This window comes from Klebsiella sp. BDA134-6 (assembly GCF_015601345.1).
Taxonomy (GTDB): Bacteria; Pseudomonadota; Gammaproteobacteria; order Enterobacterales; family Enterobacteriaceae; genus Klebsiella; species Klebsiella grimontii.
The window spans coordinates 1,665,674-1,692,121 of sequence record NZ_CP064784.1; the positions used below are offsets into that span (position 1 = coordinate 1,665,674).

The 26,448-nt window shown below is 53.6% G+C and carries 27 protein-coding genes; 6 read left to right on the plus strand and 21 right to left on the minus strand.

Features of this window, described 5'->3' with window-relative positions:
- Positions 1-59: 59 nt before the first annotated feature.
- On the minus strand, positions 60-971 hold the full coding sequence (gene citR, locus IYV58_RS07575) for a DNA-binding transcriptional repressor CitR (protein ID WP_049112035.1): 912 nt from the start codon (positions 969-971) through the stop codon (positions 60-62).
- A gap of 824 nt (positions 972-1,795) precedes the next feature.
- Here citR and ahpC point away from each other — a divergent pair.
- Both ahpC and ahpF read left to right on the plus strand, forming a co-directional pair.
- Positions 1,796-2,359 (plus strand): alkyl hydroperoxide reductase subunit C, encoded by a 564-nt coding sequence (gene ahpC / locus IYV58_RS07580; protein ID WP_004130404.1) that lies wholly within the window; start codon positions 1,796-1,798, stop codon positions 2,357-2,359.
- A 241-nt stretch (positions 2,360-2,600) separates the two neighbouring features.
- Positions 2,601-4,166, plus strand: a complete 1,566-nt coding sequence (gene ahpF, locus IYV58_RS07585) for an alkyl hydroperoxide reductase subunit F (RefSeq protein ID WP_004130405.1) — start codon at positions 2,601-2,603, stop codon at positions 4,164-4,166.
- A 76-nt stretch (positions 4,167-4,242) separates the two neighbouring features.
- On the opposite strand, the gene uspG is transcribed toward ahpF, so the two are convergent.
- The 4 genes from uspG to dcuC all read right to left on the minus strand — a co-directional run bounded on the left by uspG (position 4,243) and on the right by dcuC (position 7,696).
- Positions 4,243-4,671, minus strand: coding sequence for a universal stress protein UspG (gene uspG, locus IYV58_RS07590; RefSeq protein WP_004100140.1), 429 nt, complete (start codon positions 4,669-4,671; stop codon positions 4,243-4,245).
- A gap of 198 nt (positions 4,672-4,869) precedes the next feature.
- Positions 4,870-5,280, minus strand: coding sequence for a nucleoside diphosphate kinase regulator (gene rnk / locus IYV58_RS07595; RefSeq protein ID WP_004111326.1), 411 nt, complete (start codon positions 5,278-5,280; stop codon positions 4,870-4,872).
- Between the two features lie 155 nt (positions 5,281-5,435).
- Positions 5,436-6,230, minus strand: coding sequence for a ribonuclease I (rna, locus tag IYV58_RS07600; RefSeq protein WP_142471027.1), 795 nt, complete (start codon positions 6,228-6,230; stop codon positions 5,436-5,438).
- A gap of 92 nt (positions 6,231-6,322) precedes the next feature.
- On the minus strand, positions 6,323-7,696 hold the full coding sequence (gene dcuC / locus IYV58_RS07605) for an anaerobic C4-dicarboxylate transporter DcuC (RefSeq protein WP_004130407.1): 1,374 nt from the start codon (positions 7,694-7,696) through the stop codon (positions 6,323-6,325).
- Positions 7,697-7,985: 289 nt separating this feature from the next.
- Here dcuC and pagP point away from each other — a divergent pair, with 289 nt between their 5' ends.
- A complete protein-coding gene (gene pagP, locus IYV58_RS07610; protein WP_162626021.1) occupies positions 7,986-8,561 on the plus strand; it encodes a lipid IV(A) palmitoyltransferase PagP in 576 nt (191 codons plus the stop codon).
- Positions 8,562-8,756: 195 nt separating this feature from the next.
- Positions 8,757-8,966 carry a transcription antiterminator/RNA stability regulator CspE gene (cspE, locus tag IYV58_RS07615; protein WP_004100146.1) on the plus strand — a complete coding sequence of 70 codons (210 nt, stop codon included), beginning with the start codon at positions 8,757-8,759 and terminating at the stop codon, positions 8,964-8,966.
- Positions 8,967-9,023: 57 nt separating this feature from the next.
- Here cspE and crcB read toward each other — a convergent pair whose 3' ends face one another.
- Positions 9,024-9,407: a fluoride efflux transporter CrcB gene (gene crcB / locus IYV58_RS07620; protein ID WP_004130409.1), complete on the minus strand. Its 384-nt coding sequence runs from the start codon at positions 9,405-9,407 to the stop codon at positions 9,024-9,026.
- Between the two features lie 91 nt (positions 9,408-9,498).
- Between crcB and IYV58_RS07625 the strand changes: the two genes are divergently transcribed.
- Positions 9,499-10,287 (plus strand): deaminated glutathione amidase, encoded by a 789-nt coding sequence (locus IYV58_RS07625; RefSeq protein WP_087828672.1) that lies wholly within the window; start codon positions 9,499-9,501, stop codon positions 10,285-10,287.
- Between the two features lie 127 nt (positions 10,288-10,414).
- Entirely contained in the window at positions 10,415-10,618 is a 204-nt protein-coding gene (gene tatE, locus IYV58_RS07630; RefSeq protein WP_004130411.1) for a twin-arginine translocase subunit TatE, read from the plus strand.
- A gap of 225 nt (positions 10,619-10,843) precedes the next feature.
- Here the strand turns inward: tatE and lipA are convergent, their stop codons facing one another.
- From lipA to leuS, 15 genes are all read right to left on the minus strand, one after another.
- Positions 10,844-11,809, minus strand: coding sequence for a lipoyl synthase (gene lipA, locus IYV58_RS07635; protein ID WP_004130412.1), 966 nt, complete (start codon positions 11,807-11,809; stop codon positions 10,844-10,846).
- Positions 11,810-11,995: 186 nt separating this feature from the next.
- The gene (locus IYV58_RS07640) at positions 11,996-12,949 is read right to left on the minus strand and encodes a YbeF family transcriptional regulator (RefSeq protein ID WP_195729516.1); all 954 of its coding nucleotides are present in this window, start codon (positions 12,947-12,949) and stop codon (positions 11,996-11,998) included.
- A 137-nt stretch (positions 12,950-13,086) separates the two neighbouring features.
- Entirely contained in the window at positions 13,087-13,731 is a 645-nt protein-coding gene (gene lipB, locus IYV58_RS07645; RefSeq protein WP_004130414.1) for a lipoyl(octanoyl) transferase LipB, read from the minus strand.
- 91 nt (positions 13,732-13,822) lie between these two features.
- Positions 13,823-14,086, minus strand: a complete 264-nt coding sequence (gene ybeD, locus IYV58_RS07650) for a DUF493 family protein YbeD (RefSeq protein ID WP_004100153.1) — start codon at positions 14,084-14,086, stop codon at positions 13,823-13,825.
- A 106-nt stretch (positions 14,087-14,192) separates the two neighbouring features.
- Positions 14,193-15,392 (minus strand): D-alanyl-D-alanine carboxypeptidase DacA, encoded by a 1,200-nt coding sequence (dacA, locus tag IYV58_RS07655; protein ID WP_032742271.1) that lies wholly within the window; start codon positions 15,390-15,392, stop codon positions 14,193-14,195.
- Positions 15,393-15,534: 142 nt separating this feature from the next.
- Positions 15,535-16,629 carry an endolytic peptidoglycan transglycosylase RlpA gene (rlpA, locus tag IYV58_RS07660; protein ID WP_004130416.1) on the minus strand — a complete coding sequence of 365 codons (1,095 nt, stop codon included), beginning with the start codon at positions 16,627-16,629 and terminating at the stop codon, positions 15,535-15,537.
- 10 nt (positions 16,630-16,639) lie between these two features.
- Positions 16,640-17,752 carry a peptidoglycan glycosyltransferase MrdB gene (gene mrdB, locus IYV58_RS07665; RefSeq protein ID WP_004100156.1) on the minus strand — a complete coding sequence of 371 codons (1,113 nt, stop codon included), beginning with the start codon at positions 17,750-17,752 and terminating at the stop codon, positions 16,640-16,642.
- Positions 17,752-19,653: a peptidoglycan DD-transpeptidase MrdA gene (mrdA, locus tag IYV58_RS07670; RefSeq protein ID WP_004130417.1), complete on the minus strand. Its 1,902-nt coding sequence runs from the start codon at positions 19,651-19,653 to the stop codon at positions 17,752-17,754. The genes mrdB and mrdA overlap by 1 nt, the downstream gene beginning before the upstream one ends.
- Positions 19,654-19,680: 27 nt before the next feature.
- The gene (gene rlmH, locus IYV58_RS07675) at positions 19,681-20,148 is read right to left on the minus strand and encodes a 23S rRNA (pseudouridine(1915)-N(3))-methyltransferase RlmH (RefSeq protein ID WP_004100160.1); all 468 of its coding nucleotides are present in this window, start codon (positions 20,146-20,148) and stop codon (positions 19,681-19,683) included.
- A gap of 3 nt (positions 20,149-20,151) precedes the next feature.
- Complete coding sequence (gene rsfS, locus IYV58_RS07680; RefSeq protein ID WP_004130418.1) at positions 20,152-20,469, minus strand: ribosome silencing factor; 318 nt, start codon at positions 20,467-20,469, stop codon at positions 20,152-20,154.
- Positions 20,470-20,690: 221 nt separating this feature from the next.
- Positions 20,691-21,320: an adenosylcobalamin/alpha-ribazole phosphatase gene (locus IYV58_RS07685; protein WP_170100666.1), complete on the minus strand. Its 630-nt coding sequence runs from the start codon at positions 21,318-21,320 to the stop codon at positions 20,691-20,693.
- Positions 21,321-21,366: 46 nt separating this feature from the next.
- Positions 21,367-22,017 carry a nicotinate-nucleotide adenylyltransferase gene (gene nadD / locus IYV58_RS07690; protein ID WP_004130420.1) on the minus strand — a complete coding sequence of 217 codons (651 nt, stop codon included), beginning with the start codon at positions 22,015-22,017 and terminating at the stop codon, positions 21,367-21,369.
- Complete coding sequence (gene holA / locus IYV58_RS07695) at positions 22,010-23,041, minus strand: DNA polymerase III subunit delta (RefSeq protein WP_004130422.1); 1,032 nt, start codon at positions 23,039-23,041, stop codon at positions 22,010-22,012. The genes nadD and holA overlap by 8 nt, the downstream gene beginning before the upstream one ends.
- The gene (lptE, locus tag IYV58_RS07700; protein ID WP_004130425.1) at positions 23,041-23,631 is read right to left on the minus strand and encodes an LPS assembly lipoprotein LptE; all 591 of its coding nucleotides are present in this window, start codon (positions 23,629-23,631) and stop codon (positions 23,041-23,043) included. The genes holA and lptE overlap by 1 nt, the downstream gene beginning before the upstream one ends.
- A 14-nt stretch (positions 23,632-23,645) precedes the next feature.
- Entirely contained in the window at positions 23,646-26,228 is a 2,583-nt protein-coding gene (gene leuS / locus IYV58_RS07705; RefSeq protein ID WP_170100668.1) for a leucine--tRNA ligase, read from the minus strand.
- Positions 26,229-26,448: the final 220 nt, after the last annotated feature.

Here is a 26,448-nt window from a genome sequence, read left to right on the forward strand (position 1 = left end):
ATTCTTTTCGTAATCAAGAGATTAGTTATTATTCATTAATTTAATGAAAATTATTTTAATTATTCACCGATATTATTGTTTTCGAAATTGTCGATGAATCTTGCAAACTTGGGGTCATCAAGGTTTACCCGATTATAGATCATGTAAATACTGACGGAGGGGATCTTAAATGGCACGTTGATAACTTTAAATTTATTCTGGAAACTTATATATTCCAGAATGCACGTCGGTACAAAACCGATTAAATCAGTCTGTTGAATAATATTAAGGATGGCGGTGTATGAATCGCTACTGAAAGCGATTTTTCTATCAGCAAGAATGCCTGCAGCCTGGTTTTGAAAGGATTTAGTTCCCTGATCGTTAGACAGATAATAGGTAAAGCGTTCCTGCAGTATGGCTTTTGTCGTGGTCAGCGATGCCAGCCTGGGATGGTTTTCATTACACACCAGCGAAATGTCCATCTCCTGGATGCGCTTACAGACGGTAGCTCGCGATATTAGCGGCAGAGTGCTGAATATCAGGTCGGCTTTACGGTAGGATAGCAAGCTTTCTACCGACTCTCCTGATGCCAGCAGATCGTGATGCTCAACGTGCAGGTTTGAATCATTTAATAGCATATGAATCAAATTAGTTGTTTTAGGGGTAATAAAAAGCTGCGGGGCATAAACCACAAGACGTTTCTTTAATTCAGAACGGTTGGTCAGATAGATAGTTTGTTCTAATTGATTCAGGTTTTTTTCGAGATGATGATGCAGATTAACACCTACCGTAGTCGGCGTTATCCCTTTACCTGAACGAACGAATAGTGGGTCATTTAGCTGGGTACGGAGACGCTGAAGTGACTGACTGACGGCAGAGGGCGTAATAAATAGCGTTTCCGCCGCTTTGCTGATACTTAAATGCTGGTAAATGCATTCAAAAATAACGAGTAGATTCAGATCGAATTTCTTGAGATCGTAAAGGTTAGCCATTTTCAACGTCCTGTTAAGCTGGCAGTAAGAAAAATAGATTATAATATGTTTTCATTATATTTGTTTGGTGAATGTTCGTTCTTAATTATTTAATGCTCGTGTCGTCGTTAAGTTTATCTAAATATATACCACCGTCGCGCATTCCGCCAGATCCTTTTGTTTACTGCAACGCCAGAGACGGAAGGACGTTTATGAAGTCTGGCTTTGCCTCCTTCATAATCTGTAGTTTTTCTTTATCCGCAGCCTCATTGCGTGTTGAATCCTTCTTTCGTTATTCATAAGGTCAATTGCTGATATGACGTTGGCACCGGGATAGCTTATCAACCGGTGAGGGGCATTAAGACGCTTCGTTTGTGCTGGGTGGAAAAAGGCCCGATCGTAGAAGCCGGGGATTCAGATCCGCATGAACAGGGGGGGATAGAGTGAAGCCCAGCAAAATCAAAGGTAAAAGTCATGGCTGTGGTAAAACCTATTACAGCCATAGGTAAGACCTGACGCCGCGTGGATTGCCCTTTCGTTCAGCGGGTGATGTAATCGCTGAGCTGTTACATTAAGGTGTAGAGCGCAACACATTGCCAGCTACTGGCGCTGAACCTACCTGCGGGTGTTTCAGGTAACGGGGCCGCCTGCGAGGGCGGCCTTTTTACTTTTCAGCGCATATAATGCGAAACGCGGTAGCGGTTTGCCATCGCGTTGACAGGTTCACAAAGTTGTCTTGTTTCGGTTGTTAGATAACGCTTATTGATTCGATAATGCAAACGCATTGGTCGAGTCAGGAAAAATTCGTTAACTTAGACCTCAACGAAAACACGGAGGAAGTATAGATGTCCTTAATTAATACCAAAATCAAACCTTTCAAAAACCAGGCGTTCAAAAACGGTGAATTCATCGAAGTAACCGAGAAAGATACTGAAGGCCGCTGGAGCGTCTTCTTCTTCTACCCGGCTGACTTCACTTTCGTTTGCCCGACTGAACTGGGCGACGTCGCAGACCATTACGAAGAACTGCAGAAGCTGGGCGTAGACGTGTACTCCGTCTCTACCGATACCCACTTCACCCACAAAGCGTGGCACAGCAGCTCTGAAACCATCGCCAAAATCAAATACGCGATGATCGGCGACCCGACTGGCGCCCTGACCCGTAACTTCGACAACATGCGTGAAGATGAAGGTCTGGCAGATCGTGCAACCTTCGTTGTTGACCCGCAGGGTGTTATCCAGGCTATCGAAGTTACCGCTGAAGGTATCGGCCGTGACGCGTCTGACCTGCTGCGCAAAATCAAAGCAGCTCAGTACGTAGCTTCTCACCCAGGCGAAGTTTGCCCGGCTAAGTGGAAAGAAGGCGAAGCGACTCTGGCTCCATCCCTGGACCTTGTCGGCAAAATCTAAATTTCCGTCGTCTTTCACGCCATAGCTGCGTTGGCGTCGCCTGCTCACCCCGGTCGCTTACTTCAGTAAGCTCTCGGGGATTCTCAGGCTAGCCGCCTTGCTCTGACGCGAAATACTTTGGAAATGACTTCAGTCATGGGCGCACCGGCGCCCATTTCATTCCAACACCATGATGCAAGCGTATTCAGGCTGCCTGGACGAGGCCGCTTGCATGATGATGTTTTAAGCCCAGGAGATAAAAATGCTCGACACCAACATGAAAACCCAGCTCAAGGCCTATCTTGAGAAGCTGACTAAACCTGTTGAGCTGATTGCCACGCTGGATGACGGCGCTAAATCGGCAGAAATCAGGGAACTGCTGGCTGAAATTGCTGAACTGTCAGATAAAGTCACCTTTAAAGAAGATAACGGCCTGGCGGTGCGCAAGCCGTCATTCCTGATTACCAACCCCGGCTCCAGCCAGGGGCCGCGCTTTGCCGGTTCTCCGCTGGGACATGAATTCACCTCTTTAGTTCTTGCTCTGCTGTGGACCGGCGGCCATCCGTCAAAAGAAGCCCAGTCCCTGCTTGAGCAAATCCGCAATATCGACGGCGATTTTGAATTCGAAACCTACTATTCGCTTTCATGTCATAACTGCCCGGATGTGGTTCAGGCGCTGAACCTGATGGCGGTACTGAACCCGCGTATCAAGCACACGGCGATTGACGGCGGAACGTATCAAAATGAAATCACCGAACGCAACGTGATGGGCGTACCGGCAGTATTTATGAACGGTAAGGAATTTGGTCAGGGCCGCATGACGCTGACTGAAATCGTGGCTAAAGTGGATACGGGTGCGGAAAAACGTGCGGCGGAAGAGCTGAATAAACGTGAAGCCTACGATGTCTTAATCGTCGGCTCCGGCCCGTCCGGCGCAGCTGCAGCCGTTTACTCCGCGCGCAAAGGCATTCGTACCGGCCTGATGGGCGAGCGTTTTGGCGGCCAGGTGCTGGATACCGTGGATATCGAAAACTATATCTCGGTACCTAAAACGGAAGGCCAGAAGCTGGCTGGCGCATTAAAAGCGCACGTTAGCGAATACGATGTTGATGTTATCGATTCCCAAAGTGCCTCAAAACTGATCCCTGCTGCGGTTGAAGGCGGTCTACATCAGATTGAAACCGCCTCCGGTGCGGTGCTGAAAGCGCGTAGCGTGATCATTGCTACCGGCGCGAAATGGCGTAACATGAACGTGCCGGGTGAAGATCAGTATCGTACCAAGGGCGTAACCTACTGTCCGCACTGCGACGGCCCGCTGTTTAAGGGCAAGCGCGTGGCGGTGATCGGCGGCGGTAACTCCGGCGTGGAAGCGGCAATCGATCTGGCAGGCGTTGTTGAACATGTCACTCTGCTGGAGTTCGCGCCGGAAATGAAGGCCGATCAGGTTTTGCAGGATAAAGTCCGCAGCCTGAAAAACGTCGATATTATCCTGAACGCGCAGACCACAGAAGTGGTGGGCGACGGCAGCAAAGTCACCGGCCTGCAGTACCGCGACCGGGTGAGCGGCGATGAACATCACGTGGCGCTGGCGGGGATCTTCGTTCAGATAGGTCTGCTGCCGAATACCAACTGGCTGGAAGGCGCGATTGAACGCAACCGCATGGGGGAAATCATCATTGATGCGAAATGTGAAACCAACGTGAAGGGCGTTTTCGCTGCTGGCGACTGCACGACCGTTCCGTATAAACAGATTATTATCGCCACCGGCGAAGGTGCGAAGGCGTCGCTGAGCTCGTTCGATTACCTGATTCGCACTAAAACTGCATAATTCATAATAAAGTAAGACTCAACCTGCACAGTAAAGAGGCTACCCTTGGGTAGCCTCTTTTTTTAGCATGCTGGAGTTACCTGACCACCATCACCGGAATATGGGCATGACGAATCACGCTTGAGGCGTTGGAGCCCAGCAGGTGCGTGCTGATGGAAGGATTGCGGGAGCCAATCACGACCACATCGGCTTTTATTTCATTGGCCAGTTCATTGACCATATCGCGCACGTTGCCAAAGCGGACGTGCATTTTGATTCGCGACGGGTCAATGCTGAAATGTCCAGCCATTGTTTTCAGGCGCGTTTCTGCTTCATGCTGCAAATGCTCTTCAAAGCGGCGCAGGTCGGCGGTAAAACGACTCATCGTGAAGCTTGAAGAACCGGGTAGTACGTGGAGAAGATGGATAACCCCGTCCTGCTGGGCTAAAAACTCGGCATGGCGAACGGCTTTATCGCTTAACTCCATTTCAAAGACATCAACGGGCATAATGATTGTTTTATACATATGCATTCCTCCTTGTTCGTCTGCTTTTATATCAACACATTATAGGAAAGTATTGTGCCATTCAGGTCGCAAAATTGTCAGAACGGCTGGAGTGCGGCGTAAAAGTTTGTCAAATGAGAAGTGAAGAGTGAAAAGTTCAGAAAGAGGATGTGGATACATCCTCTGGATAAAGCGTAAACGCCTCAGGCAGGAAGGGGGTTAACGGTGGAAATCGCCAGCGGCTTCCGGCTGATAGAGCAGTTCCAGCACTTCAAGATGCGTTGAGGTGCCGCCCGGTAATTCCCAGTGAATCGCGCTGCCGACTTTTAGTCCCAGCAGGGCGGCGCCGACCGGGGCCATAACCGATAGCTGAGTGGCGCTATCCGTTACCTGGGCCGGGAAAACCAGGGTGCGGATACGCTCTTCACCGGTTGTTAAATCGCGAAACCTGACCTGGCTATTCATGCTGACAACATCATGCGGCATGGCTTCCGGGGCCAGCATTTGCGCGCGGTCAAGCTCGTCATTTAGCGCGTCCGCGACCGGCGAGTTGGCGAAAGCCGGTTGCTCCAGCAGCCTGTCGATGCGCTCTGCGTCAAGTTCATTAATGATGATTGCGGGTCTGGTCATCTCATACTCCATGTTATCCAGGAACCTGTCCGTAAAAGAAAACCCTCACCGAAAATGGCAAGGGTTAATGTCCTCTCATCATACTGAGACTTGCTGGTGGTTTGAAGTGATTAAACGCACATTCATTAACGAACGATAGCTAAGTCGTATAAAACCTAGCCGGCTTTATCCAGCAGAAATTGCTTACCGCAGTTCCCCGGATGGGGCTGAGGTAAGAATGAGTTAGCGGATAAAGGGGCATTGATAGCCGCGGCTTTGATGGAGATTTGCATCTCAGTCAGATAGGCGGGGTTGCCGTTGCAGGTTAACTTGAACGCCTTAACGTTCTGTTTTCCATAGGCCTCAGCGACCGCGGCGTTGAAGTCATCCCGGCTAACGGTTTGCCCGTAATGTTTGGCCAGGAAAGCGCCAAGGGGGCCTTGCTTAATTTCGCCGTTCAGGCGCACCATGGCGCCGAAATAGTTGTCAGGATCAAACCCAAAGCAAACGCCATGCTTGGCGTATTCATAACGTTCAAGACATGAGTTGCCGCCCGAACCCGGCATGACGCCGTTAAGTTTATTCGCCATTTCCAGCGATAGACCGGTTTCCGCCGCCCGACATTTTTGCCCGGCTTTCGCTTCCGGCATATTGGGGACAGGGCGGGTCGCGCAGCCAAAACGCATCCAGCGGCGCTCGTCCACTCCGCGCGCGGCAATGGATTTTGGCAGACTCGGCCACAGGCCGTGAACGGTCAGGAAATCGGCTTTATTGCTGCGATCTTGCTGCAGGCGACACTCTTCCGGCTCGCCGCGGTTTCGGTCTTGCATACTTTGGCAGAACCCCGTTTGCCAGGAGAGAGCCAGCACGTAGCGATCAAAATCACCGTATTGCGTGGCGATCAGCGGATCCGCGCTGACCTGGGCGGCACTAAGCAAAAGGGCAATGGCGACGAAATCCTTCCTGAACATTTTTATTCCTGATGACAAATGGTCATTGATAACATTGCGTTATTAAAGCATAAAAAAGGCGCCAACAGGCGCCTTTTCACAGGGGGTCACCGTTAGCGGATTGCGCTGCCGGGAACCAGCACTTCGGTGGCGATAATAACCACTAGCAAACCCACCAGAACCGGGACAGAGGTCCGTTTTACCACCTCGAACGGTGATATTTTTGCCATCCCGGCGACAGCGACCACCACGCCGGATACCGGCGAAATGGTTCGTCCAAGGTTAGACGCCTGCAGCATCGGTATCGAAAGATAAGCCGGGTTGATACCGGAAGAGTGCGCCAGCTTCGGGATCATCTCAACGAAAGCATAGAAGGGGGCGTTACCGGAACCGGTGGTCATGGCCGCCAGCATGGTCAGAATGACCAGCACCAGCATCAGAATAATGCTGGCGGAGCCGAACGACGTGGCAATAGAAATCAGACCGTTAATAAAGCCAATGGTACTCAGCCCCTGAGCAAAGACGCCGGCGGCGACCAGCAGCATCACCACTCCGGCAAAAGCGTCAGCCATGCCGCGATACGCCGCTTCCAGGCCGTTAAACACATTTTTGGTGTTAAAGCCGCGGCAGAATTCCAGAATCGCCGCCAGCAGCATGCAGAGAACCAGAATGGTGATGATATGCAACTCCGGGCCCCATTTGCCGTCGAAAATCAGTACCCCAACGATCGGCGTAAACGGCAGGATGGCGTAGAAAGCGGGAGCAGTGGTGGTTATTTCGTTCACATCGAGCATTTCATGGACGACGTTTTCTTTTTTATCCAGATAACGCTGCCAGAAAAAGTGAGCGATCGCCATGCTGATGATAGCGACAATTGAGATGGGCAGCGTGGTTTTAAAGGCAAAGTCAATCAGCGGCATTTCGGCGGCCTTAGCGGCCAGCACGACATCACCGGAGGTCGGTGACAGAATAATCGCCGCCGGAGAGGCGCAAATAGCGGCGGCGGCACCGCGGCTGATGCCAACGTTGACCATGACCGGGAACAGCGTCGCCATCAGCAGCACCCCAAGACCGGTTGCCGAGGAGACGGCCAGCGACATCAGGCAGGCAACGAAATACGCGGCGATCATCAGTAGATAGGGTGAGTTAATGAAGCGCAGCGGTTTTGACGCCAGCTTCACCACCATGTCATTGGCGCCGATGTGCGTCATATAAGTCGCGAACCCGCAGAGCATCATGATCATCATGCCGAGGTCGCCGCCGCGGCTCATAAGCAGTATCTTGATATATTCAACAATATCGGTGGCGGAGTAACCGGTGCTCTTTGCGTCGCCTGGTAAAATCTTATGCCCCATTAGCGCACTGGCGATGAGTAATACTAAGCCACCGACGAATAGCACGCCGGTGGCTGAATAGCCTTTAATGATGTAGCGGGCGACGCCCACAATGACCACAATCCCAATCAGGATCTCTACTAGCGTAAGCATTCTTTTACCCCTAAACCATTAATCCAAAGAATCTGCTGATAAATAAAGCGAAGGAAAAATTAAGTGAGCGAATGTGCCTAAAAAACGGGCGAAACTCGCTGATGCAAATCAATAAATCGATGAGAATCTCTCGCTGACGGTACAAGGCCGGCATAGTTAAACGTTAGCTAAGAGGGATTTCAGATTTTTTGTACCGGGCAAATCAAGAGTTTGCCTAATTCCGTTAAGGTAGTATTAAGTTTATCTTTGCTATCTTACTCCGCTTTAAAAATGATACTGGTAAGAGAAAGTGTTAATGCGACGTCGATTTATTGGATTTTTTCTTGGATGCCTGGGCCTGCTGCTATCATCCACCTCCGCTAATGCATCGTTCAGCTCGACGCTTCGCGACGGCTACAACACGCTGAGCGATAACGTCTCGCAGACGTGGAATGAGCCTGAGCACTACGATCTTTATATCCCTGCGGTGACCTGGCATGCCCGTTTCGCCTACGATAAAGAGAAAACGGACCGGTATAACGAACGCCCGTGGGGCGCCGGCTTCGGGGTCTCGCGCTGGGACGATAAAGGAAACTGGCATGGCATCTATCTGATGGCCTTTAAAGACTCTTATAACAAGTGGGAGCCTATCGGCGGCTATGGCTGGGAGAAGACGTGGCGTCCGCTGGCGGACGATAATTTCCACTTGGGTCTGGGCTACACGCTTGGCGTGACGGCGCGTGATAACTGGAACTATATCCCTATTCCGGTCGTGCTGCCCCTGGCTTCCATCGGTTACGGTCCGGCAACATTCCAGATGACCTATATACCCGGTACCTACAACAACGGTAACGTTTACTTTGCCTGGGCGCGCATTCAGTTTTGATGCGAATTTTGATAGCCATAAAAGAGATAAGCGGACTGTCTTGTGGAAAAACAAAGACTAAAGTGAACCCTGTACAAAAAGATAGAGACTTTTATCACTTTTTAGCAAAGTTGCGCTGGACAAAAGGTACCACAATTGGTGTACTGATACCCGACACAGTATTAGTGTCGATTTTTTCATATAAAGGTAATTTTGATGTCTAAGATTAAAGGTAACGTTAAGTGGTTTAATGAGTCCAAAGGATTCGGTTTCATTACTCCGGAAGATGGCAGCAAAGATGTATTCGTACATTTCTCTGCAATCCAGTCCAACGGTTTCAAAACTCTGGCTGAAGGTCAGCGCGTAGAGTTCGAAATCACTAACGGTGCCAAAGGCCCTTCTGCTGCAAACGTAATGCCTATCTAAGCAACGCGTCAGTAGAATATAAAAACCCGCTCGTGGCGGGTTTTTTTTTGCCTGCGGTTAGCGGCTGGCGGCATGAGAGAACAGCCAGAACGCAGCGGCAGTCATGGCAAATGAGCCTAATAAGTTGACGAGTACGTTGAGTAACGCCCAGCTAAGGCGCCCTTGCTGCAGGAGAAACACCACCTCGGCGGAGAACGTGGAGAAGGTGGTCAGCCCGCCGCAAAAGCCGGTGGTGATAAGCAGCTTCCACATCGGATCGATATCCGTCAGGCGATTAAACCATGCCAGCCCTGCGCCGATAATAAAAGCCCCCAGCAGGTTAGCGGTGAGCGTACCAATGGGGATAGCATGATGCATGGGGTTAAACTTCATACCCAGCCACCAGCGCAAAACGCTGCCGGTGCCGCCGCCAAGAAACACAGCAAAAAGGAGTTGCAACACGGTCATTCCCTGTTTATTGATTGAGACTAAACTTCGAGTGTAGCGCGCGAAAGGCCTTACTGGCTACGACTAACCTGACGGGAGAGAAAAGATGCTTGTTGCTGCCGGACAATTTGCCGTAACGCCGGACTGGAGTGAAAACGCGCAGACCTGCGTCAGTATGATGCGTCTGGCCGCGGAGCGGGGGGCATCTCTTCTGGTTCTGCCAGAGGCGTTGCTGGCGCGAGACGATAACGATGCGGATTTGTCAGTTAAATCCGCCCAGCAGCTTGATGGCGACTTTTTACAGCTCTTGCTGGCAGAGAGCGAAAATAGTGCGTTGACGACGGTGCTGACCCTGCATATCCCTTCCGGCGAAGGTCGAGCGACGAATACGCTGGTGGCCCTGCGTCAGGGGAAGATTGTGGAGCAATACCAGAAACTGCATCTCTATGATGCGTTCAATATCCAAGAATCCAGGTTGGTCGATGCCGGGCGGCAAATTCCGCCGCTGATCGAAGTCGATGGGATGCGCGTCGGGCTGATGACCTGCTACGATTTACGTTTCCCTGAACTGGCGCTGTCGTTAGCGCTCAGCGGTGCGCAGCTTATCGTGTTGCCTGCCGCGTGGGTAAAAGGGCCGCTGAAGGAACATCACTGGGCGACGCTGCTGGCGGCACGAGCGCTGGATACCACCTGCTATATTGTCGCCGCAGGAGAGTGCGGGACGCGTAATATCGGCCAAAGCCGTATTATCGACCCCTTAGGGACAACGCTTGCCGGGGCGGGAGAGCGACCGCAGTTGATTTTTTCTGAACTTTCAGCTGATTATATCCAGCAGGTACGCGAGCGCCTGCCGGTGTTGCGTAATCGCCGCTTTGCGCCACCGCAATTATTATGACGTTTTTTTAAACAAGGCTTGATTCACCTTGTTACAGATTGCTATTGTGTCCGCGCGTCAAATAGCCGTTAATTGTATGCGTGTATGATGGCGTATTCGCAGCTTGTATTAGAGAAGAAGGTTAGCTATGGGTGAGATTAGTATTACCAAACTGCTGGTAGTCGCAGCGCTGATTATCCTGGTGTTTGGTACCAAAAAGTTACGCACGCTGGGTGGAGACCTGGGCTCGGCTATCAAAGGCTTTAAAAAAGCCATGAACGATGACGATGACAGTGCGAAGAAGACCAGTGCTGAAGAAGCGCCGGCACAGAAGCTCTCTCATAAAGAGTAATTCGCGACGAGTTTCCTGATAGAGGAGGCTCGCTACCGACGGGGCTAAACCGCGTCGGCAAAGAGGCCGCAACGTTAACGCTGCGGCCTTTTTTATGTTAAATGTATATACATTGGTCTAAAAAGATGCAACCAACTGTTACCGCGTTGGGCTTTTTCTCAGGAAAAGAATGCATTGGCAGGATGGACCGCAGCGCGAAAAATATCACGCCGCGGTTGGGAGGGGTTACTTCACTTCCATGCCTTTGGCCTGCAGGTCGGCATGATAGGACGAGCGAACGAACGGCCCGCAGGCAGCGTGGGTAAAGCCCATGGCCATCGCTTCGGCTTTCATCTCTTCGAACTCATCCGGGCTCACGTAGCGCTGTACCGGCAGGTGATGGCGGCTCGGCTGCAAATACTGGCCTAACGTCAGCATGGTGACGCCATGGCGACGCAGATCGCGCATCACTTCTACGATTTCAGCATTGGTTTCGCCTAAACCAACCATCAGGCCCGATTTCGTCGGGATCTCTGGATGTGCTTCTTTAAAGCGTTCCAGCAGCTTCAGCGACCAGTTGTAGTCGGCGCCAGGGCGTACCTGGCGATACAGGCGCGGCACGTTTTCCAGGTTATGGTTAAACACGTCCGGCGGCGTCGCCTGGAGGATTTCCAGCGCGCGATCCATACGGCCGCGGAAGTCCGGTACCAGGGTTTCAATTTTAATCGTCGGGCTTTTTTCACGAATCGCTTTGATGCAGTCGGCAAAGTGCTGAGCGCCGCCATCGCGCAGATCGTCCCGATCCACGGAAGTCACCACCACATAGCGCAGCGCCATATCGGCGATGGTTTGCGCCAGCTTCTGCGGCTCGTTGGCGTCCGGCGTAACCGGGCGACCGTGGGCAACATCGCAGAACGGGCAACGACGGGTACAGATGGCACCCAGAATCATAAAGGTTGCCGTTCCGTGATTAAAACATTCCGCGAGGTTAGGGCAAGAGGCTTCTTCGCACACGGAGTGCAGGCCGTTCTTACGCATCGCTGCCTTAATCCCCTGGATACGGGACGAGTCAGCCGGAAGTTTGATTTTCATCCATTCCGGTTTTCTGAGCAGAGCTTCACGCTCAGTTGCCACGTTTTTCACCGGGATAAGGGCCATTTTATCGGCATCGCGGTATTTAACACCGCGTTCCATCACAATGGGTTTACTCATAGCGTGCGTGTTCCAGTTGCGAGTGACGAAGGAAAGCGAATCAATTCAAGTAAATGTTGCATTTATCAACTATTTTTGAATTAAACGCAGGCAGTATATCATTGATACGGGGGATAAAGCAGCCTGCTGGCCGGCAAATTGTAAAATAGTTGTTGTTTTATGCTTTTCCCTCACGTGCTTTATCGACTAAAAAGCCTGGCGAATCGTCTCAACGATCTCTTTCAGCAAGGGCTCCTTCGCGCTGAGCTTGTTATAGTGCAGCGCAATATCAATTCTTTCTTCCCGCAGAGGCGGAAAATCGATCATTTTTAAGGGCCAAATCTTCTCGACCAGCGAGAACATTCCGGACGTGATTAGCCCCAGCATATCGCTGTCGTTGACCAGGGCTGCTTGAGTTAACAGATTGTAGCTGCTGAACCCATAGCGACGTTCGCCGAGATGCTCATGCAGGTGGCGCAGGATCGTCGTATAGCGCTGGCCTTCAGGCTGCAGAAGCGCGAATTCATATTGACTGAGATTTGCTGAGGTTGCCGGCAGCGTCAGGGCCGGATGCCCTGCCCGGCAGAAGATATGTACGCTATCCTGAAATAGCACATGGTGCGTAATCCCCTGCCCGCTGTGGGGGAAACTGTCAACCAGCAGGTCAACCTGACGCTGGTTTAACTGGCTGGCCGCGTCGGTGATGGCGACATTGTGCAGCAAAATCTGGGGAAAGACGCTCCGCAGCTGCCTGGTGATAACCGGCATGATCAACGCGCCAATAGCCGGCGAGGTAGCCACGGTTATCACCCGCTCGCTCCGGGTATTCCCGGTTAAATCCAGGGCGTTAAGAAATGCCTCCATACCCTGGCTAATATGCTTATGAAGATGCGAGGCATAAGCCGTTGGCGTTACGCCCTGGCCCTTGCGGATAAAAAGCGGGTCAGGGAAGAGGGCGCGCAGTTTGTTGATGGACTGACTAATCGCAGAGGGCGTGATATTCAGTATTTTGGCCGCGTTGACGATACCTTTATGGACGTAAACCGCTTCAAAAATAGTGAGTAAATTGAGATCGATATTACGCAGAATGCGAAACATATGCCGATCGTGGCGATCGTCAAGGCGTTCGGTTGGTTCTGTCTGAGAGTTATTTTCGTCCACTCTATATTTCCGCTAGTGATGATTAGCACCATTATAGCGGTCACAATTATTTTATTAGTGATAATTGATTGCAAAAATAAAGACTTAATCCAGGCGGATGTAAAAATGTGACGTCCCGCGTTCACGGGACGTGATAGCTAGCAAGATTGAATATATTCCGCCGGCGGATCGTTTAGTAAAGCCAGCAGATTGGCGGCGAGGCGTGGCGCGACGGTATCCGTACGGGCATCGGGCCGCCACTGGCGCATCTGCGTCATCTCCATTCCGGCATAACCGCATGGGTTAATCCTGAGGAACGGTGACAGATCCATGTTGATATTCAGCGCCAGACCGTGGAATGAGCAACCTTTGCGGATGCGCAAACCCAGAGAGCAGATCTTCTGTTCGCCCACGTAGACACCGGGCGCGTCTGCCCGCGGATGCGATTCAATACCATACTCCGCCAGGGTGTTAACGACGGTTTGCTCTAAAAGAGTCACCAGCTCACGCACGCCCAGCTTGCGGCGTTTAAGGTTCAACAGAACGTACATCACCTGCTGTCCGGGGCCATGATAGGTGACCTGTCCGCCGCGATCGCTCTGAATAACCGGTATCTCGCCGGGGACCAGAACATGTTCAGCCTTTCCGGCCTGACCCTGCGTGAACACCGGGTGATGCTCCACCAGCCAGATTTCATCCAGGGTGGCATCGTCGCGGGTATCGGTAAACTCATGCATTGCCTGCGAGACAGGTTCGTAAGGTTGCAGGCCGAGCTGGCGGATGAGGATTTTATTGTGCTGCAAAACAACGTCTCCGCAGAGAGAGAATGACTTGAGTGGGGGAGTATATCACAGCGAGAAAGACCCGGCGCAGGGCCGGGTCGGGGGAATAGATTTACAGTACCATCCGTACGATTTCAATATTGCCCAGTTCTTCATACAGGGTTTCTACCTGCTCAATGTGGGTTGCATTGATGGTAATAGAGACTGAGTGGTAGTTGCCTTTGCTGCTGGGTTTTACCGTCGGAGAGTAATCACCTGGTGCATGGCGCTGTACCACTTCAACCACCTGGTCAACCAGCTCCGGCAACGCCTGTCCCATTACTTTGTAAGTAAATGGTGTAGGGAATTCAAGCAGTTCGTTAAGTTTGGTTTTCATGTCAGCTCCGGTGTTACAACAAAAAATAATAACTCCCACGACGTGTGGGAGTTATCAGGATATCTAGTATATGGGGATGTAAATCACACTTTCAAGTGGTCGATTTTTAACCAAACCAGTGATGGAACATTAACTTAATGTAATCAATGATTTTGCCGAAGAAATTGCCTTCCTGGATTTCCTGCAACACGACTAGCGGGCGCTGATCGATCGTTTTGCCATCCAGTTGGAAGTTAATCGTGCCGACCACCTGATTTTTCTGCAGCGGCGCGTGCAGTTCGGCGTTATTCAGCACGTAGCTGGCTTTCAGATCTTTCATGCGGCCGCGCGGGATAGTCAGATAAACGTCTTTATCCACGCCGAGAGAGGCGCGATCGCTATCGCCGAACCAGGCGGGTTCAGAAGCGAACTCTTTACCGGCTTTAATTGGGTTAACGGTTTCGAAGAAGCGGAAGCCCCAGGTCAGCAGCTTTTTGCTTTCGGACTCGCGGCCTTTAAAAGTACGGCCGCCCATTACGGCGGAGATCAGGCGCATCTGGCCTTCGGTTGCGGAAGCCACGAGGTTATAGCCCGCTTTGTCGGTATGGCCGGTTTTAATACCGTCGACGTTCAGGCTGTTGTCCCACAGTAGCCCGTTGCGGTTGAGTTGGCGAATACCGTTGAAGGTAAACTCTTTTTCTTTATAGATGGTGTATTCGTTCGGGACATCGCGAACCAGCGCCTGGCCAATAAGCGCCATGTCGCGCGCAGAACTGAATTGACCATCGGCATCCAGGCCGTGAACGGTCTGGAAGTGGGTATTTTTCAGGCCAAGGGCGTTAACGTAGTTGTTCATCAGGCTGACGAAGGCATCCTGACTACCCGCGACGTAGTCGGCCATCGCCACGCAGGCGTCGTTGCCGGACTGCAGGTTGATACCGCGGATCAGCTGGGATACCGGCACTTGCATACCCGGTTTGAGGAACATCAACGAGGAGCCTTTAAAGACCGGGTTGCCGGTCGCCCATGCGTCGTTACCCACGGTGACCAGGTCGGACTCTTTAAACTTGCCCGCTTTCATGGCCTGACCAATCACATAGCTGGTCATCATCTTGGTCAGACTTGCCGGGTCACGGCGGGAGTCGGCGTTGTTTTCTGCCAGTACTTTGCCTGAGTTGTAATCGATAAGAATCCAGGATTCGGCGTCAATCTGCGGGGCGCCTGGGATCATAGTTTTGATATTCAGGTCATCGGCGCGGGCAGCGGAGGACAGCGCTGCCACGGAGAGCGCCGTAACGAGTAAACGAGCGGTAAAAGAGGTCTTCATGGTCTGAACAACGGCATCCGTGATGGAGTTAAAAAAGTGCCTTACTATAACAAACGCATTACGAACCAGCATCCGACATTGCGCACGACTTTGTTAATGACTTTGTCATGCGCAACGAGCAGGGGATGCGGGTGCGATGCCTTTAGTTGGCGCGAGTAATAAATGACTGCAGCTGAGCTTCGCTTTGCAGACGCTGTTGGATCGTGCTGGCCTGCGCTTTGCTGCTGAATGGGCCGAGCTGAATCCGCCATACCGCGCCGTTTTGCGTGACGCGGCCCGGGACGGAAAATTGCTGGCTCAGACGCTGCTGGTACTGCTGGGCGCGCGATTGATCGCTGACGGCACCGACCTGCACGACGAAATCACCGCTGGCGGCTGCGGCAGGCGTCACGGCGGCGGTGGCGGCTACGGCAGGCGCCACGCTGCCTTGCACTGAACCCGGCGCGGTAACCGGGGCGGTTTGCACGACAGGCTCGCTGCCTTCCAGCACGCCGTTATTCAGCGGCGTCGGCGCGCCGAGGAAACCGCCGCTGTTAACCGGAGCGCCGGTAGTGTCTTCCGGCTTCAGGGTTGAGTTACTGATGGCGTGCACGTCAGTTTGTGCGGGTTGACTCATCCCCGCGCTGTTATCGCCGTCAAGATTCGGGCGGGCAGGCAGGGCATAGGTCTGTTTGGCCACCGTCGTACATGCCATCCCCGGACCGGAAAGCGAGCCGTCCGGCGCGACGACGATCGGATCGATGCGCACTTTGGTGTTATTCGAGGTATTCAGACGATCGGCCGAGGCGCGCGACAGTGAAATCACGCGATCGTTACCGTAGGGGCCGCGATCGTTGATACGTACTACGATCATGCGGCCGTTCGCCAGGTTGGTGATCCGCGCGTAGCTTGGGATCGGCAGCGTGGGATGGGCTGCGGTAAGCTGTGTGGGATCGAACGCTTCTCCCGATGCGGTCAGGTTGCTGTTAGGCTCGGCGTCGTAGATAGCTGCGAAGCCCGCTTGGGTGAAGTTAGACGGATCCTGAACGATTTTATAGCTTTTGCCATCACGTTCGTAATCCTGATTCGCCGTTGCGTTAGGCGTTTCATACTGCGGATCGGCGCCGCTAATTTCCACCGTCGGGCCATTGCAAACGGCCGGCTGTGGAGTGCTGACCGTTTTTTGTTGAACGTCTTCACCCGAACATGCCGCCAGCAGTCCTGCTGCTATGCAGATCCCCAGCCATTGCTTACGCATCGCGAACCCCTTACACGCTTTTCGACAACATTTTTCTGTGAGTATGGATCGACATAACGATACCAAACCCGGCCATCAATACGATTAGGGCAGAGCCCCCGTAGCTGACCAGCGGCAAAGGTACCCCCACCACCGGTAAAATACCACTTACCATACCAATATTTACGAAGACATAAACGAATAAAATCAACATTAAACCACCGGCCATGACCCGGCCAAAAGTGGTTTGCGCCTGGGCGGCAATCCACAACCCGCGCATGATCAGCAGAATATAGAGCGCCAGCAGGATCAGTACGCCAATCAGTCCCAGCTCTTCCGCCAGTACGGCAAAGATAAAGTCGGTATGGCGTTCAGGCAGAAACTCCAGCTGCGACTGGGTGCCATGCAGCCAGCCTTTCCCGCGCAGCCCGCCGGAGCCGATGGCGATTTTTGACTGAATAATGTGGTAACCCGCACCGAGCGGATCGGTTTCCGGGTCGAGCAGCATCATTACGCGCTGGCGCTGATAATCATGCATCAGGAAGAACCAGAGGATCGGAATAAAGGCGGCGACCAGCACCACGGCGATACCGATCAGACGCCAGCTGAGACCAGACAGAAAGAGCACGAACAGGCCGGACAGAGCGACCAGAATCGAGGTCCCGAGGTCAGGCTGCGCGGCGACCAGCAGCGTGGGCAGGAAAATCAGCACCAGCGCGATAGCGGTATTTTTCAGCGATGGCGGGCAAACATCGCGGTTGATAAAGCGCGCCACCATCAGCGGTACGGCTATTTTGGCAATTTCCGACGGCTGGAAGCGGACGATGCCGAGATCCAACCAGCGCTGTGCCCCTTTAGAGATGGCGCCGAAGGCATCAACCGCCACCAGCAGGATAATACAGAAGATATAGAGATAGGGTGCCCAGCCCTCATAGACCCGCGGCGGAATTTGCGCCATGACGATCATGATAACAATCCCCATAGCGATCTGGCCGATTTTACGCTCCATCATGCCCATGTCCTGACCGCTGGCGCTCCAGATAACCAGCGCGCTATAGGTCAGCAGCGCCAGCAGGATAAGCAGCATGGTGGGGTCGAGGTGGATTTTATCCCATAGCGATTTTTTATTCGGATTATCAGTCATTATTGATCCTCCCCAGCCGTTACCGCCGGGTTTTCACTCGGCAGGTTGGTGTTGTTATCGCCCAGCATTATATGATCGAGAATCTGACGCATAATGGTACCGACTGCCGGACCTGCGCCGCCGTTCTCAAGAATAATGGCAACGGCAACCTGGGGGTTGTTGTAAGGGGCAAACGCCGTCATCAGTTTATGGTCACGCAGGCGTTCAGCGATTCTGTGCGCGTTATAGGTCTCGTTGGCTTTCAGGCCGAAGACCTGAGCGGTACCCGACTTGGCCGCAATTTTATACGGCGCGCTGGCGAAGTATTTATGCGCGGTACCGTTGCCGCGGTTGGCGACGCCAAACATACCGTCTTTGGCGATCTCCCAAAAACCAGAGTGGATATCGCCGACCGGCGGTTCATGGGGCTGAACCCACGGCACCGGTTTACCGTCCTCTACCGTACTCTGCAGCAGGTGCGGCACTTTTACCACGCCATCGTTAATCAGGATCATCAGCGCCTTGTTCATCTGGATAGGCGTCGCGGTCCAGTAACCCTGCCCGATGCCGACCGGAATGGTATCACCCTGGTACCACGGTTTCTTGAAGCGCTTGAGCTTCCATTCGCGGGTCGGCATATTGCCGGAGCGCTCTTCCGCCAGGTCAACGCCGGTATAGTGGCCATAGCCGAACTTACCCATCCACTCCGACAGGCGGTCGATACCCATATCGTAAGCAACCTGATAGAAGTAGGTATCGGCCGACTCTTCCAGCGCTTTGGTGACGTTCAGATGGCCGTGGCCCCATTTTTTCCAGTCGCGGTAGCGCTTATCCGAGCCGGGGAGCTGCCACCAGCCGGGGTCAAACAGGCTGGTGTTGCGGGTAATAACTCCGGCGCTGAGCGCCGACACGGCAACGTAAGGTTTAACCGTTGACGCCGGGGGGTAAACGCCCTGGGTCGCGCGGTTGACCAGCGGTGTATTAGGATCGTTAAGCAGCCCGGAGTAGTCTTTGCTGGAAATACCGTCAACGAACAGGTTGGGGTCGTAGCTTGGCGTCGAGACCAGCGCGAGGATGGCGCCGGTACGCGGGTCTGTGACCACGACCGCCGCGCGACTGCCGGCCAACAGCGTTTCAATATACTGCTGTAGCTTCAGGTCGAGCGTTAAATAGATATCGCGCCCGGCCTGTGGCGGAACCTCTTTTAGCTGGCGAATTACCCGGCCGCGGTTGTTTACTTCAACTTCTTCATAGCCGGTCTGCCCGTGCAGGACATCTTCGTAATAACGTTCGATCCCCAGCTTGCCGATATCGTGCGTGGAGGCGTAGTTAGCCAGCTTTCCCTCTTTATCCAGGCGATCGACGTCTTTATCGTTAATTTTGGAGACGTAGCCGATAACGTGGGTCAGAGCGGAATTATAGGGATAGTAGCGGCGCTTATAGCCTTTGACTTCCACGCCGGGAAAACGGTACTGGTTAACCGCGAAACGGGCGACCTGCACTTCACTGAGATTGACTTTCACCGGAATGGAGGTAAAGCGGTGCGAGCGGGCGCGCTCTTTTTTAAAGTTCGCTACATCGTCATCGGTGAGATCGATAACGTCGCGCAGCGCATCCAGCGTTTGCTGAACGTTGTCGACCTTCTCCGGCATCATTTCCAGCTGGTAAATCGTGCGGTTGAGCGCCAGCGGCGTGCCGTTGCGATCGTAGATAATGCCGCGGCTCGGCGGAATAGGGACCAGCTTGATGCGGTTTTCGTTCGAACGCGTTTGATAGTCGGTGTAACGCACAATCTGCACGTTATAAAGATTGGCGATCAATACGCCGGTAAGCAGCAAAATCCCCAAAAAAGCGACCAGCGCCCGGCGCACGAACAGCGAGGATTCAGCCGTATAGTCGCGGAAAGAATTCTGTAATTTCATTCGCTGCTTAGTCTACCCTGGTCATCATTACTCACGGTGGTAAGGGTGGTTGGTGGTAATGCTCCACGCCCGATACAGACTCTCGGCCACCAGTACGCGAACCAGAGGGTGAGGTAAGGTGAGCGTTGAGAGCGACCAACTTTGTTCCGCTGCCGCTTTGCAAGCGGGTGAAAGGCCTTCCGGGCCGCCGATGAGCAGACTGACATCCCGGCCATCCTGTTTCCAGCGTTCCAGTTCGCGCGCCAGCTGCGGCGTATCCCATGGCTTCCCCGGAATATCCAGGGTGACGATGCGGTTTTTGCCTGCGGCCGCCAGCATCATTTCACCTTCTTTTTCAAGAATTCGCTTGATGTCGGCATTTTTACCGCGTTTTCCGGCGGGGATTTCCACCAGTTCGAACGGCATATCTTTTGGAAAACGGCGCAGATATTCGCTAAAGCCGGTCTGAACCCAGTCCGGCATTTTGGTGCCAACGGCTACCAGGTGCAGCTTCACGCGTTAACTCCAGAGTTTTTCCAGCTCGTACAGACGACGGCTCTCTTCCTGCATGACGTGAACCATAACGTCGCCGAGATCGACGACAATCCAGTCCGCGGCGACTTCGCCTTCAACGCCCAGCGGCAGCATACCGGCGGCGCGAGACTCTTGCACTACGTGGTCGGCGATGGACATAACATGGCGCGTAGAAGTGCCTGTGCAGATAACCATGCAATCAGTGATGCTGGATTTGCCATGAACGTCAATGGCAACGATGTCCTGACCTTTCAGGTCATCAATTTTGTCGATAACAAAATCCTGGAGTGCTTTACCCTGCAAGAGTTCCCCCTGGGTGTGTGAAGAGTGATAATAATAAACAGCCTGACAGTATACCCGAACTGGTAGCAAAGTCGGGATAAATGTCGATAAATGGGCGGTTAAGGCCGCTATCATCCCATCCATCGCCGATGTTTGCATCGCCATTTTTGTAAAACAATTTCTGCAAAGTTCAAATGGTAAATGCAGCCTGGCTGCGGAGAATAACAGCCTGCTTTGCCCTGTCAATGGTCTGCGCGCAATTCTTCTTCCGCCAGCCAAACTGCCCGGCTATTCAGCACGCGCAGGGTAGTGAAATCGGGCTGTAGATCGACAAGGCTCCACGCGCCATGCTCGATGGGGAAGTGCCACATCGCCGCATCCGGCATACTCAGAAGTTGAGCGATTAACAGGCTAAGAACGCCCTGGTGGCCGACGATCAGCAGATGATCAAGTTCCTGGTGCTGAGGGAGAGTGGCGGTGAAGCTGGCGACACGTCTGGCGAACGCCTGAAAACCTTCACCGTTAGTGGGCGCCGCATGCTGCCAGTCGGCGCACCACGCGGCGTAGTTTTCCGCATCTTCATGCTGTAAATCGCGATGGTGGCGCATTTCCCAGTCGCCGAAGAACATTTCATTGAGTTCGGCGAAGGACTGGCGAGGGACGTCACGGTCGCCAAGCAGCAGGCTGGCCGTGCGCTGGGTGCGCTCAAGTTCACTGCAAAACACGCGCTGAAAAGGAACGGCCTGCAGCCGCTTTCCCAGCGTTTGCGCTTGTCCGATTCCGCGTTCGGTTAAGGCTGTGGGAGCATGCCCGCTATAGAGGCCCGCGACGTTAGCTTCGGTTTCGCCATGACGAACTAACCATAACTTCATGATGACCCTCTCAAAAGGAGTCTATGAGACTCTCCTTGTTGTAAGGCTAGCAGTAGAGCTTCTGCTCATGGATATAGTCGAGCACGGTTTCCGGCAGCATGTCCGCGCAGGACTCGCCAGCTTCAAGACGCTGGCGAATCAGGGTGGCAGAGATATCAAACCACGGCGTTTCGGCCAGGTAGATAACGCCCGCCGGGCTGCTATGCAGCCGCTCGACGTCATGAGTGAGATGTTTGTCCAGCCATTGCTGATCCTGCTCGCACGCCATGGTCAACGGATAACCCGGGCGTCGGCAAACGATCAGATGTACGTTATCAAGAATGCTTTCATACTCGTGCCAGGTGGTAAAGGTGAGCAGTGAATCCTGGCCAATAATAAACGCCAGGGAGCGTTGTGGCCCTTGCTCCTGGCGCCACTCGCGCAGGGTTTGCGCTGAATATGACGGCGTGTCGCGCTTAAGCTCACGATCGTCGAGGATAAACAGAGGTTTATCGGCGATGGCGAGCGCCAGCATATGCCTGCGTTGGTCGCTGGTGGCTTCGGGCTGCGGGCGGTGCGGCGGCACATTGTTGGGCACGATGGTGACTTTATTGAGGCCGATAAGGTTGGCCAGAATTTCCACCGGTTTAAGGTGACCGTAATGCACCGGATCGAAGGTGCCGCCATACATCGCCTGTAACTGAGTCATATCAACCATCAATAAAAACGTCTGCCAGCGCTTTATGGCAGAGCAATAAAGAGAGACTTTCCAGCTCGGGCCATATGGAGTGCCCGTAATCCTGCTTGAAGGTGAGCTCCGCGCGGGCCAACAACGTGACAGCCTGACGCAGCTGATCGGCGCTAAGGCGGGCCAGCGCGTCGCTGACCAGCTGGCGGCGGTTTTGCCATACGCGATGCTTGTCAAACAGCGAACGCAGCGGCGTATGGGCCGATTGCCGCTTCAGGTTGACCAGCAGCAGCAGTTCGCGTTGTAGGGTGCGCAGAAGGATAGCGGGCTCGCTGCCTTCCAGACGCAGCTGTTGCAGAACGTGGAGAACGCGCTTGCTTTTACCGGCCAGCAGCGCATCCACCCAGTGGTAAGGTGTGAAATGCGCGGCATCATTCACGGCCTGCTCAACCCGCGGCAGCGTCAGTTTACCATCCGGCCACAGCAGCGAAAGGCGCTCCAGAGCCTGCGCCAAAGCCAGCAGATTACCCTCATAGCAGTAGCACAGTAGCTGGCTGGCCGCGTCATCAAGCTGCAGATTATTCTGCTTTGCGCGCGCGGCGAGCCAGCGCGGCAGCTGGGCATATTCCGGCGTCTGGCAGCTAACCTGCACCGCCCGGCTGGTTAGCGCCGTCATCCACGCTGCGTTCTCCTGCGTTTTCGTCAGCTTATTACCACGAACGATCAGCAGTAAATCGTCATGCAGCATGCCGACGAGCGTCGCGAGCTGTTCGTTAATTGCCGCATTAGGGCCATTATCGGGCAGGATCAGCAGCAGCGTCTGGCGGCTGGAAAACAGGCTCATGGCCTGACTTAACGAGAAGAGGGCAGGCCAGTCGGTACTGGCATCAACGGTGGCGGTGTGGTGTTCGATAAAGCCCTGGGCTGCGGCGGCTTCGCGGATGGCGTCCTGGCTCTCCTGCAGCAGCAGCGGATCGTTGCCAAGCAGTAGATAGGCCGCGCGCAGCCCTTCAGTGAGCTGCGCGCGGAGCTGTTCCGGGTACAACCGAATCATCAGTTACCCAGCGTAGTGGAGACGCGATTGCCGGAGGTGGAAGCGGCTGGGGTCGTGGTGACCGGCTTCTCATCCTCTTTGGTGGCTTCGACATCCGCAACGTGTACGCTCGGTAGTTTACGGATCAGCTGCTCCGCCGCTTTGTCGTACATTTCCTGAACGATCATGTCCTGCTCAGCATCTTTCGCTAACGCCGCCTGTGGGTTATCGAAGAACGAGCGGTAGACTTTGGTCGTGATGGGATAGATATCATGGCCTGGGATCAGGACGCTGGCATTTACCGTCATTACCATTTGATATTCCGCAGTACGGCCGTCCTGGAAAATAGACGCCGTATCTTTCTGAATGGACGATGTCTCCAGACGCAGGGAAGGAATATCCTTGCGCAGCGTACTGCTATCGACCAGTTCAACCCCGTTCAGACGCAGCTGATTACGGACGGCACGACTTAATGGACCATTAGGATCGCCCGACTGGAAGATCATGGTTTTCATTGCGGTCGGAACCTGCGTAGTGCTACGCAGGTGCCAGCCACAGCCGGCGGTGATTAACACCGCCAGAGATAACAACAATGTTGCCAGATATCGCACGCTTCCTCCTGCGCTTAGCCAACGACCAGATTGAGCAGTTTACCCGGAACGTAGATCACTTTACGTACGGTCACACCGTCGAGATATTTCGCAACCAGATGCTCCTGACCCGCACGTTCACGAACCTGCTCTTCGGTTGCATCCACCGCAACGGTAATTTTACCACGAACTTTACCATTTACCTGGACCACGACCAGAGTGGTGTCTTCAACCATTGCGCTTTCGTCAGCGACCGGCCACGGCGTGTTGTCAATATCGCCTTCGCCACCCAGCTCCTGCCACAGGGTAAAGCTGGCATGCGGAGTGAACGGGTTGAGCATACGAACCACGGCCAGCAGGGCCTCACGCATCAGCGCGCGATCCTGTTCACCTTCCTGCGGCGCTTTCGCCAGCTTGTTCATCAGCTCCATGATCGCCGCAATCGCGGTGTTGAAGGTCTGACGACGGCCGATATCATCGGTCACTTTCGCGATCGTTTTGTGCACGTCGCGACGCAGCGCTTTTTGATCTTCGCTGAGGCTGGCAACGTCCAGCGCAGCGGCTTCGCCCTGAGAGGTATGTTCGTAGACCAGTTTCCAGACGCGTTTCAGGAAGCGGTTCGCACCTTCCACGCCGGATTCCTGCCACTCAAGCGTCATGTCGGCCGGCGAAGCGAACATCATAAACAGACGCACGGTGTCCGCGCCGTAGCGTTCAACCATTTCCTGCGGATCGATGCCGTTGTTTTTCGACTTGGACATCTTGCTCATGCCGGTATAGACCAGCTCGCGGCCCTGCGGGTCGAAGGCTTTAACGATACGGCCCTTTTCGTCGCGCTCGGTAGTCGCCTCTTTCGGCGACACCCAGTTACGCTCGCCGTTCTCGCCAACGTAGTAGAAGGCGTCCGCCAGCACCATCCCCTGGCAAAGCAGCTGTTTAGCCGGTTCGTCAGAGTTCACCATGCCTGCGTCGCGCATCAGCTTGTGGAAGAAGCGGAAATAGAGCAGGTGCATAATGGCGTGTTCAATCCCGCCGATATAGATATCGACCGGCAGCCAGTAGTTCGCCGCTTCCGGGTCCAGCATACCCTGGTCGTACTGCGGGCAGGTGTAGCGCGCGTAGTACCAGGAGGACTCCATAAAGGTGTCAAAGGTATCGGTTTCGCGCAGCGCCGGCTGACCGTTAACGGTGGTTTTCGCCCACTCCGGATCGGCTTTAATTGGGCTGGTGATGCCGTCCATCACGACATCTTCCGGCAGAATAACCGGCAGCTGATCTTCCGGCGTCGGCATCACGGTGCCGTCTTCAAGAGTGACCATTGGGATCGGCGCGCCCCAGTAGCGCTGACGGGAAACGCCCCAGTCGCGCAGGCGATAGTTCACTTTACGTTCGCCGACGCCAAGAGACGCGAGCTTATCCGCGATGGCATTAAAGCCAGCTTCATGATCCAGGCCGTTGAACTCGCCGGAGTTAAACAATACGCCTTTTTCGGTCAGCGCTTGTTCGGAGAGATCGGGTTCTGAGCCATCAGCGGCCAGGATAACCGGCTTGATGTTCAAACCGTATTTGCTGGCAAATTCGTAGTCGCGCTGATCGTGACCCGGGACGGCCATAACCGCGCCGGTGCCGTACTCCATCAGCACAAAGTTTGCCGCCCATACCGGGATCGCTTCGCCGGTCAGCGGGTGAATGGCTTTGTAACCGGTATCGACGCCTTTTTTCTCCATGGTCGCCATATCGGCTTCGGCAACTTTGGTATTACGGCATTCGTCGATAAAGGTCGCCAGCGCGGGGTTATTGGCTGCAGCCTGCTGCGCCAGCGGGTGGCCCGCAGCGACGGCAAGGTAGGTGCAGCCCATAAAGGTGTCCGGGCGGGTGGTATAAACGGTCAGCTTGTCGGCGTAGTCGTTGACGTCAAAGGCGATCTCGACGCCTTCAGAGCGGCCGATCCAGTTGCGCTGCATAGTTTTAACGGTGTCAGGCCAGTGATCCAGGTTATCCAGATCGTTCAACAGTTCGTCAGCGTAGGCGGTGATTTTAATAAACCACTGCGGGATCTCTTTACGCTCGACTTTGGTGTCGCAACGCCAGCAGCAACCGTCGATAACCTGTTCATTCGCCAGAACGGTCTGATCGTTCGGACACCAGTTCACCGCGGAGGTTTTTTTATAGACCAGCCCCTTTTTATACAGCTCGGTGAAGAACTTCTGCTCCCAGCGGTAGTATTCCGGGGTGCAGGTGGCCACTTCACGGCTCCAGTCATAGCCAAAGCCCAGCTTTTTCAGCTGGTTTTTCATGTAGGCGATGTTGTCGTAGGTCCACGGCGCCGGCGCGGTGTTGTTTTTCACCGCCGCACCTTCCGCAGGCAGACCAAACGCATCCCAGCCGATAGGCTGCAGGACATTTTTGCCCAACATACGCTGGTAACGGGAAATCACGTCACCGATGGTATAGTTGCGCACGTGGCCCATGTGTAGTCGACCAGAAGGATAGGGAAGCATCGACAGGCAGTAATACTTCTCTTTGCTCTCGTCTTCGGTAACTTCAAAGGTACGCTTCTCGTCCCAGTGTTGCTGGACTTTTGATTCTATCTCTTCCGGGCGGTATTGCTCTTGCATGGCAGCCAGTGGTCCTGTTTTCAATACAGCTACAAAATGTAGCCAATGGATGTGTTATTTCAGATCGGCATAGCATAGCCCAAACGCCAACGTCAAAACAGCCTTTCACGCACTTACATAGATGAAAGCGGTAGAGAAAATTTCGCGACTCTGTGGCTTGGCTTGCAGAGCAATCTGTAGATAACGTCTATCATTAGAAGAAGTTAACCACACCGGAGGC

What these genes read in the sequence shown, in the direction of transcription:
- rnk (WP_004111326.1), bottom strand. Translation starts at nt 5,280, where the DNA reads ATGACCAGACCCGCAATCATCATTAATGAACTTGACGCAGAGCGCATC.
- holA (WP_004130422.1), bottom strand. Translation starts at nt 23,041, where the DNA reads ATGATTCGGTTGTACCCGGAACAGCTCCGCGCGCAGCTCACTGAAGGG.
- citR (WP_049112035.1), bottom strand. Translation starts at nt 971, where the DNA reads ATGGCTAACCTTTACGATCTCAAGAAATTCGATCTGAATCTACTCGTT.
- ahpF (WP_004130405.1), top strand. Translation starts at nt 2,601, where the DNA reads ATGCTCGACACCAACATGAAAACCCAGCTCAAGGCCTATCTTGAGAAG.
- lipA (WP_004130412.1), bottom strand. Translation starts at nt 11,809, where the DNA reads ATGAGTAAACCCATTGTGATGGAACGCGGTGTTAAATACCGCGATGCC.
- ybeD (WP_004100153.1), bottom strand. Translation starts at nt 14,086, where the DNA reads ATGAAAACCAAACTTAACGAACTGCTTGAATTCCCTACACCATTTACT.
- mrdA (WP_004130417.1), bottom strand. Translation starts at nt 19,653, where the DNA reads ATGAAATTACAGAATTCTTTCCGCGACTATACGGCTGAATCCTCGCTG.
- dacA (WP_032742271.1), bottom strand. Translation starts at nt 15,392, where the DNA reads ATGAAGACCTCTTTTACCGCTCGTTTACTCGTTACGGCGCTCTCCGTG.
- rlpA (WP_004130416.1), bottom strand. Translation starts at nt 16,629, where the DNA reads ATGCGTAAGCAATGGCTGGGGATCTGCATAGCAGCAGGACTGCTGGCG.
- IYV58_RS07625 (WP_087828672.1), top strand. Translation starts at nt 9,499, where the DNA reads ATGCTTGTTGCTGCCGGACAATTTGCCGTAACGCCGGACTGGAGTGAA.
- ahpC (WP_004130404.1), top strand. Translation starts at nt 1,796, where the DNA reads ATGTCCTTAATTAATACCAAAATCAAACCTTTCAAAAACCAGGCGTTC.
- rna (WP_142471027.1), bottom strand. Translation starts at nt 6,230, where the DNA reads ATGTTCAGGAAGGATTTCGTCGCCATTGCCCTTTTGCTTAGTGCCGCC.
- leuS (WP_170100668.1), bottom strand. Translation starts at nt 26,228, where the DNA reads ATGCAAGAGCAATACCGCCCGGAAGAGATAGAATCAAAAGTCCAGCAA.
- mrdB (WP_004100156.1), bottom strand. Translation starts at nt 17,752, where the DNA reads ATGACTGATAATCCGAATAAAAAATCGCTATGGGATAAAATCCACCTC.
- dcuC (WP_004130407.1), bottom strand. Translation starts at nt 7,696, where the DNA reads ATGCTTACGCTAGTAGAGATCCTGATTGGGATTGTGGTCATTGTGGGC.
- uspG (WP_004100140.1), bottom strand. Translation starts at nt 4,671, where the DNA reads ATGTATAAAACAATCATTATGCCCGTTGATGTCTTTGAAATGGAGTTA.
- nadD (WP_004130420.1), bottom strand. Translation starts at nt 22,017, where the DNA reads ATGGTTGATATGACTCAGTTACAGGCGATGTATGGCGGCACCTTCGAT.
- IYV58_RS07685 (WP_170100666.1), bottom strand. Translation starts at nt 21,320, where the DNA reads ATGAAGTTATGGTTAGTTCGTCATGGCGAAACCGAAGCTAACGTCGCG.
- tatE (WP_004130411.1), top strand. Translation starts at nt 10,415, where the DNA reads ATGGGTGAGATTAGTATTACCAAACTGCTGGTAGTCGCAGCGCTGATT.
- cspE (WP_004100146.1), top strand. Translation starts at nt 8,757, where the DNA reads ATGTCTAAGATTAAAGGTAACGTTAAGTGGTTTAATGAGTCCAAAGGA.